Below are 13,296 nucleotides of genomic sequence, written 5' to 3'. Positions count from 1 at the left end.
TTAACAGGAAGATGTGGAAGATTATTCGGAAGACTTAAAGTAAGAGTAGGGTGAATAATAATGATAAAAGCAGTTTTGTTTGATTTGGATGGTACGTTACTGAACAGAGATGAGTCGTTAAAGATTTTCGTTGATAAACAATATGAGAGACTGTTTGATCTTATAGGTCATATTCCAAAAGATGCGTATATAGCAAGGTTCATACAACTAGATAGTCGAGGATACGTTTGGAAGGACAAAGTATATCAGCAATTAGTGGAGGAGTTTGGGTTTACGAAAATTACTTGGGAAAAACTGCTTGAAAATTATTTGAATGAATTTAAGCATTGTTGTGTCCCCTTCGATAATCTCTTAGTAATGCTAGAGGAATTGAAGAACAGAAATATGCTAATCGGAATGATTACAAATGGATACGGCCAATTTCAACTGGATAATATACAGGCTTTAGGGATAGAAGGTTATTTTCAGACCATTTTAATTTCTGAATGGGAGGATGTTAAAAAGCCTGATCCCCAAATATTTTTACGTGCTGCCGACAAACTTGGAGTGCTACCGAGCGAATGCGTTTTTATAGGCGACCATCCAGCGAATGATGTACAAGGTGCTGCAAATGTTGGAATGATAGGCATGTGGAAGAAAGATATTCAATGGACGGATGTTCAGGGTGAATATGTGGTAGATGATTTAATGGAAATTCCAGCTATTATTGATCAGTTAGTGAGAGGAGATATAGAAAATCATTGCATCCAACTGAAATAATCGAATTGATGATTGTGGGAGGAGTTTTACTCGTTATATTATTTGTTTCTTCCCTTTTGAAAGGAAAATGGAGAAAAATAATTCAAGGATTAGCTGTTACCTCTCTAATTGCTTTTGGAATCATTTATGCAGTGCGTCCATCCTGGATTGATTTGCAAATTGAAAACAAAATTGGTTACTTAGATATATATTTGAAAGAACAATATCCAGAGGAGACGTGGGAATTCAGTACAGTGCATCACCGAGTGGATGGTTATAAACATATGAACCCATATTATATTGGCGTAAAATTTGGAACTGAACCAGAAGTGGAATACAAATATTTTGTTCGTAAAAAAGATGATATTATCCAAGCTGGTTATTCAGTCATAAATGAATTGCAAAGTGAGCTATCTCATTTAGAAGAAGAATAATACCATGGATTTTGTTGAAGTCTCACCATTACGTTCAATATATAAATGGAATAATATCTTTAATCATTACTGCTCTTTATATTTTTCGATATTACAGGGGAGAGAACGCTAAACGTGGTTGATTTGAAGGAGAATACTTGTTATTCAAAGCAATAGGTATTTTCAACAAAGGAGATTATAGAGTGCATCAAAGTAAGCATATCAAGTATTTTGAATATGGGTGGGATATGAATGATTATAGAGAGATTTTCAATTTCGCGAGCAAACAACGGAAGCGGGTGAAAATGTTAAGCTATGGTTGTGACTTAGACTATAAATTAATTCATAATCTAATAAAAAAACATTTAGTGTCAAAAGTTGAAACGGAAAATGAAACATCTATGGAAATAAGTTTTGACTCTTATGATGCAAATATTGAGAATCAGGCACTAAGTGATTATTTTTTTAAAGTTTTCTATGTAGATGAAAATAGACTTTTAGAATTTGAAAAGGATCTACACCAACTTACGGGTAAGCATATTCAATGTAACTACAATATACGTGGGCATTTCGAAGTGCAGTTAAATGGTAAACAGTTTTCTACACTTGTTTATAAAACATTGGACTGTTCAGCTATTTATCGTGAGGCAATAGAAGGTCAATACTTATTTTTCATCGATACAGAATCAGAAGATAATATAGAAATTAGACATAAAATGCATTTGTTACCCTCAAATTTACAATCGCTCAATCTACCAGTAAATTTCTCGGAAATACAGAAAGAAGTGTATGTGAAAGATTGGATTCGCAGCATAATAGCTTATTGATATTGGATAATACCTTAGTTGGCAATTTAATAAACGAAGGAAAGAGGATAAATAATAATATGAAGTGGAGAAATTACATAGAGTCGATATCGAAAGAATATCATTTTAAAGCACCAGCAACGAATGCTAAAATAATGCTTATTAAAGAAGAGTTAAACGTTGAACTACCTGGAAAGTTACTAGAATTATTACATGAAACAAATGGAATATTTGATAAGTATGAATGTCCCCTAATCTGGTCTACTGAACAGATAGTGAAAGATAACTTATTTTTTAGAAATTATGATGACTACAAAGATATTTATATGTCATTCGATCATTTACTATTTTTTTCAGATGCAGGTAATGGAGATTTATTCGGTTACAGAGTATTGAATGGGAGAATTCAAGACGATGAAATTTATGCATGGAATCATGAAGATGATAGTAGAACATGGATCTCTTCTTCGATAGAAAGCTTTGTGAAAGGCTGGATTACAGGAGAACTTACTGTTTAATAGAATCATAGCTCTACTTGAAGAGAAAGAGAATTTAGTAATACATCCATTTTCATAAAAGAAGGCGGTAAAGCAAATGAAAGTACAAATAATAGGCGGTTCAGGAACGGGCAAAAGTACCTTAGCAAAATTTATAAGCGAAAAAGAAAATATTATGTGGATTGATACAGACAGATATCTTTGGAAAGATGAATCGTTTAATGAAAATCATCCGATTGAAAAACGAATAGAAATGTATGAGAAAGATATGGAATCCAATGAAGAATATGTTGTTTCAGGATCTGTTTTTTCATGGAATCCTAATGGGTTTAGTAATCGCGATCTATTTGTATTCCTCTATTTAGATGAAGAAATTAGAATGGAGCGTTTAAGAAAAAGGGAAATTAGCCGAGATAATCTAAAAAAAACATGGACTGATGAATATGGAAATACTACTAATGAATTCTTAGAATGGTGTAAAACGTATTTAAAGGAAAAAGATAAAACAATGATAGGAACTTATGCCGCACAATCCTATGAAATGGAATTATCTAAAAGTCCTATATTAAAGCTCGATAGCTCGCAATCTGTGGAAGAACTTTACTTAGCAATAAGAGCATGGTTGAAAGATGACTCGACTTTTATAGATGAAATAACATAACGATTCCAAAAAAGGGGGGAAGGCAATGAGAAAGCTAGTAATAATCCTGCTCGTATTAGCTAGTATATATATAAATCCAACCTCCATTTTTGCAAATGGCACGAGTTATTTTGAAGAGCTAACCACTCCATCTGGACATGTGCTTCCTATGGAGGAAAGCGTCATCAGTATAGAGAGTGAAAAATTATATATAGAAATTGAGCAAGAAGATGATATACCGCCGTATCCAATAATGCTTGCAAATGTTCGTGTTATCTATGAAATGGAAAACAAAACAGAAGAAGATCTTCAAGTACCTATAGCATTCCCGCAACCAGGTAATTCACATGAGTGGAGTGTTGACTTAGATGGAACTGATATACCTTTAACAGGAAATATTCCTTTTAATCAGGAAGAATTAGTAGGGGATAAACCTCATATTGAATGGGTTAATCCAAGAACAGGACAAACATATTCTTTTGGCGGGTACGATGTAATAGGTGACTCGAATAAATTAGGAGCAAAAACCTTTGAGGTAACTTTAAATGCAAAGAGCATACATACGCTAACTATTGAATACGAAGCAACTTTAGGTATAGATGAGAGGGCTAGTCTCCATCCTATTTATCGATTAGATTATCTACTTCATCCAGCATCCTACTGGAGTGATTTTAAAGACTTAGACATAGAAGTCAAGGTGCCAAAAAGAGCGAGTGTGTATGTGAATTTACCATTACAAAAGGAAGGCAATACGTGTGTCGGGGCATTTGAAACACTTCCTGAAGAAAATCTCGTATTATTCATCTCGCCGAGTTCTGGTTTACTGATCAACCTTTTTAATTCGCGACGCGGGGCTCTACTTTCACTTGTTATAATGCTACCAATATATTACGTAATAATACGATTATTGAAGAGAACTTCTCTAAAACATAAAATGAGCATATCATTGATTGTTTTGGCTGTATTTGGCTTGGCTGGTTTGGATATCGTCAGCCATAAAATATTAGGATACCCATTAACGATGGTTCAATATGTTCTCTACATCATGATCTTGTTGATAATGTGGTGGATGTGGTATCGAGTATTTAGAAAGAATGATGGGAAGTAAAAAATACTAATAAAAAAGACTGCAGGTGGAGAATTGGAATTTTCAAAGTTATTTATAGAGACCGAAAGATTCATCATACGTCCCTTTAAAAAAGAGGATTATAGCAATTGGTACGAGCAGTTTGATAATAGATTGCCATCGCAATATAAATATGATGATGGTCGTCCAGCAAATATGCCTAGTTCTACGAAAGACTGGTTTACTGACTGGATTGATGGATTCAATGAGTTAGCCAAAAAAGATGAAATGTATATACTTGGGATATTCCGAAAAGAAGACGGAGTAAACGTAGGGAAAGTAGAACTTATAACTATCTTAAGAATGGATTACCAGTGGGCAATGATGGGATACTCTATTCACAATCAGTTTTGGAAAAAAGGTTATGGTTTAGAAAGTGTATTAGCAGCAACTGAAGCTTTCTTTTCAACTTTTAATTTTCATCGAATTGAATTACATATAAATATGGATAATTATCCCTCGATACGACTCGCTGAAAAAGCTGGATTTATCTTTGAATGCGAAAGAAAAGAGTTTTCACTTGAAAATGATAAGTGGACTGATTTTTTGATTTACTATAAAAATCATTAAATAGAGTATAATATAAACAGCAAATTATGTTGAAAAGGATGAATGAAATGGCTAATACTTCCACTATAACACTGACGATGACAAAGAGTTTTGATGTAACTGCTGATAAAGTATTTGACGCTTGGCTTAATACTGAAATGTTGAAAAAGTGGTTCTTCACGATGGAACATACTAATAAGGTAACAATGAACGAACCTCGTGTCGGCGGTGCTTGGGAAATTGTCGATCACCGAGAAGGAAAAGATTACAGGGCTATCGGTGAGTATTTGGAAGTCAATTCGCCAAATAAATTGGTTTTGACATTCGAAATGCCTCAATTCAGTGATACGGTCGATGAGATTACCGTTGAACTTAAGCCAACTGAGAATGGATGCAACATGACTTTCACACAAGTAATAGTTGTTCCTCATGAAGAAGGATGGACGGAGAAAGATATTGAAAAAGCGCGGGATGAATATAAAACTCAAACAGAACAAGGTTGGGGTTATATGTTTGAAGGATTAAAGCAGTTAGTTGAAACTGGTAAGATTAATTATCCATTCTAATATAAAGACACGGGAGATTATTTCGCTCGTGTCTTTATAATGATTTTCAACCAAAGTAAAACTTCGATATTTGGTCAATGAATAACTTTTCCAAATCTCCTTTCTTTTTCACGATTATGAACGTTGAAACAGTAGGTAATTCGAATAAATCAAAATGGGGTTGCATCACTTTTCCTTCTAATAGCTCGCGCCGAACTATTGAGTGTGGTAAAAAGGATACGCCTAGGTCATCTTGTATAAATCGTTTGGCAATATGGGCCTGTGTTACTTTCATTGTTCTAACTCCATTGATATGCTTATGTAATTTCACGAGAAGATCGTCCCAGAAAATGGGGTGGTGATGGGTAAATAAATAGTTTTTCTGTAAAACACCCTTAATATCAATAGGTGGTCCACTTTCCTCATCATAAACATCTACCGGCATGACGAATAAAATTGGATCCTCATAAAAAGAAATGGATTCTACTCCTTTTCTTTGCGCGTCAAGTGCGGAAATGCCAATATTTACTTCTCCAGAATCTACGAGACCTTCGATAAGATGGGATTCCTCCACACGAATATGTATTTCCAAGTCAGGTTGTAACTTCATAAATGAACGTAAAAAATAAGGAAGAATGGTTTCGGCCATAAGAGGTGAAATCGCAATTGTCCAAGTTCGGCGATACCCTTGTTTAAATGCGTGCATTTTATGAATCGTATTTTCAGTATTGTTCACTAACTTTTGTGCTTCGGGTAGAAAGTATTTTCCTGCTTCAGACAGGGTTACTCGATTATTTTGTCTGTCAAAAAGAGAGGATCCCAAATGTTCCTCTAGTAATCGGATATGAACGGTCACACTTGGTTGAGACATCATTAATTTTTCAGAGGCTTTTCGAAAGTTGAGTGTTTCTGCAGCAGTACAAAATGTTTTTAACCATTGGTATTCCATGTAATCACCTTCCTTGATTAAAAATAGTAATTAATATGATTATATATATTTAATTTTTTTTATCAAGTTCCTCTTATATACTAAAGAAAAGGAGGAGTTTTATATGTTTCAAAAGGGATTAAAAGATGTTGTTGCAGTTCATACAAAAATTGCGTCAGTGGATGGTGACATTGGGGAACTAAGATATAGAGGGGTAAAAGTGGATGAGTTAGTTGCTGCTAGTACATTTGAACAATTGGCGGTCTATATATGGGCTGGCGAAAGAGGCTCTGCAAAAGGCTTTGGGTTGAATCAGCATAGAGAATTGCCTGCGCATATAATCGCGATCATAGATGCACTTCCAACTGAAATCTCTATAATGGATGCGATGAGAACGGCAATTTCTGCATACGCATATACAGAATTCAAAGAAAAATCAATAGAAGAGCAGGCAGTTCTATTAACAACTGCCCTTCCAATGATAGTAGCTAGACATTATCGAAACCAACTAGGACTACCTGTAATTGCTGCAAATAAAGATCTTTCCCATACAGCTAATTATTTATGGATGCTGACTGGAGAAACGCCTACTGATGTACAGGTGGAAGCACTGGAAACATACTTGAAACTTACTATGGAGCATGGTTTGAATGCATCGACCTTTGCTGCTCGTGTAACAATTTCAACGGAATCAGATTTGACGGCCGCCATTACTTCAGCACTTGGGACAATGAAAGGTCCGCTACATGGAGGAGCTCCATCAGGAGTCATTTCTATGTTAAATGAATTTAAAGATCCTTCACAAATTCGTACTATTGTAAAAAATAAAATAGAAAATGGCGACAAGATAATGGGCTTCGGACATCGAATATATAAAACAGAGGATCCTCGTTCTATTATATTGCGAGAGAAGTGTTTGGAGCTTCAAGGAAAAGATGCATGGCTAGATATTGCAACAATCGCAGAAAAAGAAATTATCGAGTTACTGGCGGAGTATAAACCGGGTAGGAAGTTATATACGAATGTTGAATATTATGCAGCAGCAATAATGCGATCCATTAATATGCCTTCAGAATTATTTACCCCGACATTTAGTATTGCAAGAATGGTTGGATGGACAGCTCATGCAATTGAACAGTTTGAAGACAATACAATATTCCGCCCACAATCTATATACGTAGGGGAAATAAAATAATTCTTAAAAGATGCCGTTTTAGTAACAGAAAACAGCATCTTTTTTTTGTGGTAAAGGAAATCTCTATATCATGGCGAATATACATATAGTGATGTAAATGAAAGGGGTCTGAATGTTGAAATATATATTTATAGGAGCAACAACAATACTTTCAGGAATCATGTTATTTGGGATGACATGGATTGCAGCAGCTATATATACTACTAGAGAAGGGGGATATGGGAGGTTTGCAGATGCTTTATCTGCAATAGGATATTTCCCTATATTCATAAGTATTGTATTAGTTATAACTGGAATATGTTATTTTGTAATGGCCTTTAACAAACATTTAGAAGAGGAGTAAGCTGTGCTGAATTACTCAACATGGGTGAAGATTACGTACATAGTTGGCAAGAACCTCAAATTCGTTAGAGGTAGGAAATAGAAATATTTATCCGTAAAAATGTCTGAATAATGAAACCTTTCTCTTATTTTATAAGTAAAGTACTGAAGGTTAAAAAAGGGGAGAAAAAGAGAAGTGGAAAACAATATTTTATTTTTAAAAAATGCTAATGTGATTGATGTTGAAAATGGTCATATAGTTCTGACAAATATCACGATAGTAAATGGCTGTATTACAAAAGTGGAAAGTGAAACAAATCAAGAAACTAAGTCAAACTCCAATGTCACAGTGTTGGATCTTAAAGAAAAATGGGTAATTCCTGGACTTATTGATATGCATGTACATATAAAAGAAGGCTTTGCTCCATTGTTCACCGCTTCTGGTGTGACAACTGTTAGAAATACAGGAGGCAATGTCGATGAATTAAAGGATATAATCCATGCCTCAATAGAAGCACCTACGCCAAGAGTTATTTCAGCTGACCGTATTATTGACGGACCACCTGGTTTATGGGGAGAAACAAGTCCTTGGAATATGAATGCAGACAGTCCGCAAGCCGCTCAAGAGGAAGTAAGAAGACAAATTGAAGCAGGCGCAGATTTCATCAAAGTATACGGGTGGTTGCCAAATGCAACTATGAAGGCGGTTGTTGAAGAAGCCGATAAATACAATAAAGAAGTGAGCTGTGATTTAGTCCATTCTAAAGATGTCACAGCAATAGACGCAGCAATGATGGGCGTAAAGTGGAACGAACATGCATCTGGTATAGCACAGGATATATATCCAGAGTGGACGATGCAAGCTGATGATAAAGTGTGGGAATCTATAAATTGGGAACAACCCGATCGAGAGAAAATAGAACAGGTTTGTAAAGTGCTTATCGAACATAATGTGGTAATATGTCCAACCATGGTGTTATTGGATCAGGCAATGCATCTAGAGAACTATTGGTATCCAGTAAATGATGTAACAAAAAAGCTTGAAGATAACGCTGGATTAGTCAATCAATGGAAATACTTTTTAAGTCAGCCAGCATCTCTAGAAAGCCTAGGCAGACAAGCAACGATGAATAAGGCAATTACTAAATCCTACTTTGACTTAGGAGGACAGGTTGTTGCAGGAACAGACACACCCGCAGGAATATTCACTATACCTGGAATGGCACTACATCGCGAGTTAGAGTTGTTTGTACAAGCTGGAATAACCGAAATAGATGCCATTCGTGCTGCTACTTTAAATGCAGCAAAAGCTTTAAAACGTCCAGACTTAGGGGTTATTAAGGAAGGTGCAATAGCGGATATTGTAATATTAAATGAAAATCCGTTAGAAAATATACAGCATACGCAAGAGATTAATTTGGTGATTAAAGGAGGAACAATATACACTCAAAAAGAACTTTTTGAACAAATTCCCGATGAAGAAACTATTATGAAGAACTTAGAAGCTTTTATGGATAAATATGAGGTAACTATAGTCAATAAATGAGGTGGAAGATGAGCATGAAAATAATAGATACAATCCCTTATTTCTTAACAAATTATGAAGCTACTATCCATTCTTTACGTAAATATTTTGCAGAGTTCCCTGAAATTTTTGAGGAGTATTTCAATAGACATTGTAAGAATACTGAAGAAAGACATCTACAATCAATTGAAAAATATCCTCAGTACTTCGATACAATTAAAAACGTTCACGAAAATATCCAAACAATTATTCCAGAAATTGCAGTAGCATATAAGAACAAATATAATATAGCCTTTCCAGTCGATATAAATTTGATAGTTGGCGGGTTTGGATCCAATGCATATACCTATCGGCAAATCATTCCAAATATTACTTTTGCATTAGAAAAGCTATCACCGAACTCTGATCATCTACGAGTAATAGTTGCTCATGAATTTGGACATCTGTCTCAAAATATTCTATCGGATGATGCAGAGATGGATTGGTCAAAGGCACAATGGACAAATCCTCTCATATCGCTTTACAGAGAAGGAATTGCAACGTACTTATCTCGTCAAATAGCTGTTAATCTTCATCCATCTGTCTATTTTTCTTATAATGATGAAGGTGCTGAATGGCTGGATTTTGCTCAAGCAAATATAATAATGCTCAAACAAGCATTTATGGAGGATTTTAAAGCTTTAACTACAGATGAGTTATATCGAGAGTGGTTTTCCATTAATGGTGGAAATAGATTTGGATATTGTAGATTAGCCTACTTTTTAGGTGATCTTTTTGTTCAAGAAAATAAGGAGAAGCACGGAGAATTGGCTACAATTATTGCATGGAAGGACCAAAATTTTGAAATGGAAATTGCTAAATGGCTTTTCATAAAAGGAGCAGATGAAGATGAATAATAATTTAGAAGAATACAGTGATCCGATTTCATATGATATAGAAAATGATTCTTATACTGGAGAACTGAATTTACTTTCAGAATGGGCTGTCAAGCAAGGAGGACCAATCATAGATTTGGCATGTGGAACTGGAAGAATGACGATTCCTTTAGCACAAAAGGGATTCCATTTAATCGGAGTAGACATACATGCTGGTATGCTTGAACGTGCGAGGAAAAAAGCAAATGATTTAAATGTACAAATTGAATGGTTAGAACAAGATTGCACAGCGCTTCAATTAGAACAAAAAAGTCCGTTTATATTTATGGTTGGGAACTCTTTTCAACATTTTCATACAAATGACCAACAAAATCTTGTTTTAAGGTCCATACATAATCAATTAGAGAAAGATGGAATTTTTATATTTGGGACAAGATTTCCAAATGCGGATGAGTTACTGCAGCCAAGTACAGAAGAATATTGGAAAACATATACGGATACGATGGAAAATAAAAAAGTGGATGTTTATACAATTAGTAATTATGATCCTATAGAACAAGTACAGCATTATACTACAATCAGAAAATACTTGGATGACGGTAATGTAGTAGAGGAAAGAAAAACGAATATTAGCTTAAGATACACATATCCTAAGGAAATGGAGCGGCTACTGTCCGAAAACGGATTAGACATTATGCATGTCTATGAGAATTGGAAAGGATCACAGCTAAGTAAGGATAGTGATGAAATGATTTATGTATGTAGAAAAGGATAAAATGAGCTAAAAAAAGTTTTGAGAAATCTAACCAAATAAAATCGCTATCAAATAAAGTGGAACACCAACAATGAGCAGTCCAGCAATAAAATACGATACATAATACAAAATATCATGAATAGCACCTGCAAGATCATCGATAAAGCTCTTCATATATATGCACCACCTTCGCTTTTTACTATTTTAACATAAAAATCACATTAATTCTTGTATTGTTTAGAATAGTATGTATAATCATATTAACAAATATAAATTAATAGCGATGAAGAGGAAAAGTAAAATGATAATGTTATAAAGAGAGCTTCTGTTGGTGGAAATGAAGTAAACTAGTCATTTGAACATGATCTCTGAGCTTCGTACTGAACGTTTGTAACTAGTAGGATACGACAAGATTTGACACTTGTTATCCATGTCAAAGTATAAAGGCTTTTTGCCATGTACTTTTAGAGTCAGACGATGTGAGTCGTTTGAAAATTAAGGTGGTATCACGAGAATAATAACCTCGTCCTTATCGGGATTTTCCGGTAAGGGCGAGGTTTTTTTATTTATAAAATTAGGAGGAATAGTGGATGAGTATTTTTATTGGAGGAGCATGGCCGTATGCAAACGGTTCATTGCATTTAGGTCATATAGCGGCATTATTACCAGGGGATATACTTGCAAGGTATTTTAGACTAAAGGGAGAGGACGTACTATATGTTTCGGGAAGTGACTGTAATGGCACTCCTATTTCTATACGAGCGAATAAGGAAGGTATTAAGGTAAAGGAGGTAGCGGATAGATATCACTTTGAATTTGAAGATTCTTTTCGGCGTTTGGGGTTTTCTTATGACCTCTATACGCGAACAGACAGTGAGAATCATCACCAAGTTGTAAAGGGACTATTTTTAAAGCTATTAGATAATGGGTTTATTTATAAAAAAGAAATAGAACAGACATATTGTGAGGAAGACAAGCAATTTTTACCCGATAGATATGTAGAAGGAAAATGCCCAAATTGTGGTAGCGGTGCTCGAGGAGATCAATGTGATAATTGTTCCAAAATACTAGATCCTTTAGATTTAATCGACCGAACGTGTAAGCTTTGTGGAAACGAACCGACAATTCGTAAAACGGAGCATTTCTATTTTAAGCTAAGTGCTTTTCAAGAGCAGTTAGAAGATTTTGTGCAAAAGGCGAAGTTGGATAAATTATGGCGAGACAATGCGATTCAATTTTCTGAGCGTTATTTAAAGGAAGGGCTGTTAGATCGAGCTGCCTCTAGAGATCTTCTGAATGGCGTAAGTATTCCTGTAAAAGGATATGAGGAAAAGAAAGTTTATGTTTGGATAGAAGCAGTAGCAGGATATTATTCTGCAAGTAAAGAGTGGGCAAAGAAATCTATGAAAGAAGATAAATCTTATTGGTCCAATAAAACAATCGCATACTATATACACGGAAAAGATAATATTCCATTTCATACGCTGATTTGGCCGGCAATATTATTAGGGATAAATAGCCAAGCATTACCCACACATATTATCTCAAACGAGTACTTAACACTCGAGAAAAGAAAGCTTTCTACTAGTCAAAATTGGGCAGTTTGGATACCGGATATTTTAGAAAGATATCATCCAGATTCCATTCGTTACTTTTTAACGATAAATGCTCCAGAAAATCGTGATACTGATTTCTCCTGGCGAGAATTCATATATAGTCATAACTCGGAACTGCTTGGTGCATACGGAAATCTTGTGAATCGAACATTTAAATTCATAGAAAAATTCTATGAAGGAAATATACCTGTGAGCAATATAGATGAACCAATTATTAACCAAACGGAAATATTGTATAAAGAAGTCGGAAAGCTACTAGAAAAAGGAAATTTCAAATTAGCATTAGAAACAATATTTCTTTATATCCGTAATGGAAATAAATACTTTGACGCTCAAAAACCGTGGATTCAACTAAAAGAAGAGGGGCTAGCGTGTAAAAAAACGATTGCTACCTGTGTTTATATTATTGGGAATGCAGCGCAAATATTATCACCATTTCTACCCTTTTCAAGTGAGGAAGTTAAAGACTATCTTCATATTGCTGAGTTCTCTTGGCAGCCAATTAATCCAACACCAATCAAGTTACAAATGACTAGACCTCTATTTGAAAGAATCGATATTAGAGTGATACAAGAGGAACTAGAGAAGTTAAAAGAAAATGCAAAAGCTTAGATAAGAAAAACTGAGCAAAAAGATACCCGTTCCTTTTAAGTAAAGTAAACTTAGAAAAACCGTTGATTTTCGCTCAGCATGGTTTCAGTCTTCTGTGGCCAACAGGATGTTGGCCACAGAGGTGTTTCCACACGTGGTGGTGTTCTTAGCCTTCGT

General features: G+C 34.9%; 16 protein-coding genes and 1 other annotated feature. Of the genes, 14 read left to right on the top strand and 2 right to left on the bottom strand.

The annotated features are described in order from the left end of the window. Positions 1–60: 60 nt before the first annotated feature. From KD050_RS01780 to KD050_RS01745, 8 genes are all read left to right on the top strand, one after another. Positions 61–759 (top strand): HAD family hydrolase, encoded by a 699-nt coding sequence (locus KD050_RS01780; protein WP_211894569.1) that lies wholly within the window; start codon positions 61–63, stop codon positions 757–759. Beyond that, positions 741–1,172, top strand: coding sequence for a hypothetical protein (locus tag KD050_RS01775; RefSeq protein WP_211894568.1), 432 nt, complete (start codon positions 741–743; stop codon positions 1,170–1,172). Before KD050_RS01780 ends, KD050_RS01775 begins: the two co-directional genes overlap by 19 nt. 182 nt (positions 1,173–1,354) lie before the next feature. After that, on the top strand, positions 1,355–1,978 hold the full coding sequence (locus KD050_RS01770; RefSeq protein WP_211894567.1) for a hypothetical protein: 624 nt from the start codon (positions 1,355–1,357) through the stop codon (positions 1,976–1,978). 59 nt (positions 1,979–2,037) lie between these two features. Next, the gene (locus KD050_RS01765; protein WP_211894566.1) at positions 2,038–2,475 is read left to right on the top strand and encodes an SMI1/KNR4 family protein; all 438 of its coding nucleotides are present in this window, start codon (positions 2,038–2,040) and stop codon (positions 2,473–2,475) included. Between the two features lie 76 nt (positions 2,476–2,551). After that, the gene (locus KD050_RS01760; RefSeq protein WP_211894565.1) at positions 2,552–3,115 is read left to right on the top strand and encodes an AAA family ATPase; all 564 of its coding nucleotides are present in this window, start codon (positions 2,552–2,554) and stop codon (positions 3,113–3,115) included. A 25-nt stretch (positions 3,116–3,140) separates the two neighbouring features. Next, complete coding sequence (locus KD050_RS01755; protein WP_211894564.1) at positions 3,141–4,202, top strand: hypothetical protein; 1,062 nt, start codon at positions 3,141–3,143, stop codon at positions 4,200–4,202. Between the two features lie 33 nt (positions 4,203–4,235). Further along, positions 4,236–4,790, top strand: a complete 555-nt coding sequence (locus tag KD050_RS01750; protein ID WP_211894563.1) for a GNAT family N-acetyltransferase — start codon at positions 4,236–4,238, stop codon at positions 4,788–4,790. Between the two features lie 47 nt (positions 4,791–4,837). Continuing rightward, complete coding sequence (locus KD050_RS01745) at positions 4,838–5,335, top strand: SRPBCC family protein (RefSeq protein ID WP_211894562.1); 498 nt, start codon at positions 4,838–4,840, stop codon at positions 5,333–5,335. 46 nt (positions 5,336–5,381) lie between these two features. Here KD050_RS01745 and KD050_RS01740 read toward each other — a convergent pair whose 3' ends face one another. Further along, complete coding sequence (locus KD050_RS01740; RefSeq protein ID WP_211894561.1) at positions 5,382–6,263, bottom strand: LysR family transcriptional regulator; 882 nt, start codon at positions 6,261–6,263, stop codon at positions 5,382–5,384. Positions 6,264–6,366: 103 nt separating this feature from the next. Between KD050_RS01740 and KD050_RS01735 the strand changes: the two genes are divergently transcribed. The 5 genes from KD050_RS01735 (at position 6,367) to KD050_RS01715 (ending at position 10,933) form a co-directional block, all read left to right on the top strand. Beyond that, positions 6,367–7,437, top strand: coding sequence for a citrate/2-methylcitrate synthase (locus tag KD050_RS01735; RefSeq protein WP_211894560.1), 1,071 nt, complete (start codon positions 6,367–6,369; stop codon positions 7,435–7,437). Positions 7,438–7,552: 115 nt separating this feature from the next. Beyond that, entirely contained in the window at positions 7,553–7,780 is a 228-nt protein-coding gene (locus KD050_RS01730) for a hypothetical protein (protein WP_211894559.1), read from the top strand. A 174-nt stretch (positions 7,781–7,954) separates the two neighbouring features. Further along, on the top strand, positions 7,955–9,304 hold the full coding sequence (locus tag KD050_RS01725; protein WP_211894558.1) for an amidohydrolase family protein: 1,350 nt from the start codon (positions 7,955–7,957) through the stop codon (positions 9,302–9,304). A 14-nt stretch (positions 9,305–9,318) separates the two neighbouring features. Continuing rightward, positions 9,319–10,179, top strand: a complete 861-nt coding sequence (locus tag KD050_RS01720) for a hypothetical protein (RefSeq protein WP_211894557.1) — start codon at positions 9,319–9,321, stop codon at positions 10,177–10,179. Next, positions 10,166–10,933, top strand: coding sequence for a class I SAM-dependent methyltransferase (locus tag KD050_RS01715; RefSeq protein WP_211894556.1), 768 nt, complete (start codon positions 10,166–10,168; stop codon positions 10,931–10,933). The genes KD050_RS01720 and KD050_RS01715 overlap by 14 nt, the downstream gene beginning before the upstream one ends. 27 nt (positions 10,934–10,960) lie before the next feature. Here the strand turns inward: KD050_RS01715 and KD050_RS21365 are convergent, their stop codons facing one another. Continuing rightward, positions 10,961–11,086 (bottom strand): hypothetical protein, encoded by a 126-nt coding sequence (locus KD050_RS21365; RefSeq protein WP_255553359.1) that lies wholly within the window; start codon positions 11,084–11,086, stop codon positions 10,961–10,963. Positions 11,087–11,186: 100 nt separating this feature from the next. Beyond that, positions 11,187–11,446: a binding site (T-box leader), on the top strand. Between the two features lie 56 nt (positions 11,447–11,502). Here KD050_RS21365 and metG point away from each other — a divergent pair. Then, complete coding sequence (metG, locus tag KD050_RS01710; RefSeq protein WP_211894555.1) at positions 11,503–13,140, top strand: methionine--tRNA ligase; 1,638 nt, start codon at positions 11,503–11,505, stop codon at positions 13,138–13,140. Positions 13,141–13,296 lie beyond the last annotated feature (156 nt).

The sequence above is a fragment of the Psychrobacillus sp. INOP01 genome, assembly GCF_018140925.1.
Classification (GTDB): domain Bacteria; phylum Bacillota; class Bacilli; order Bacillales_A; family Planococcaceae; genus Psychrobacillus.
This window is presented reverse-complemented; position numbering and strand designations above follow the sequence as displayed.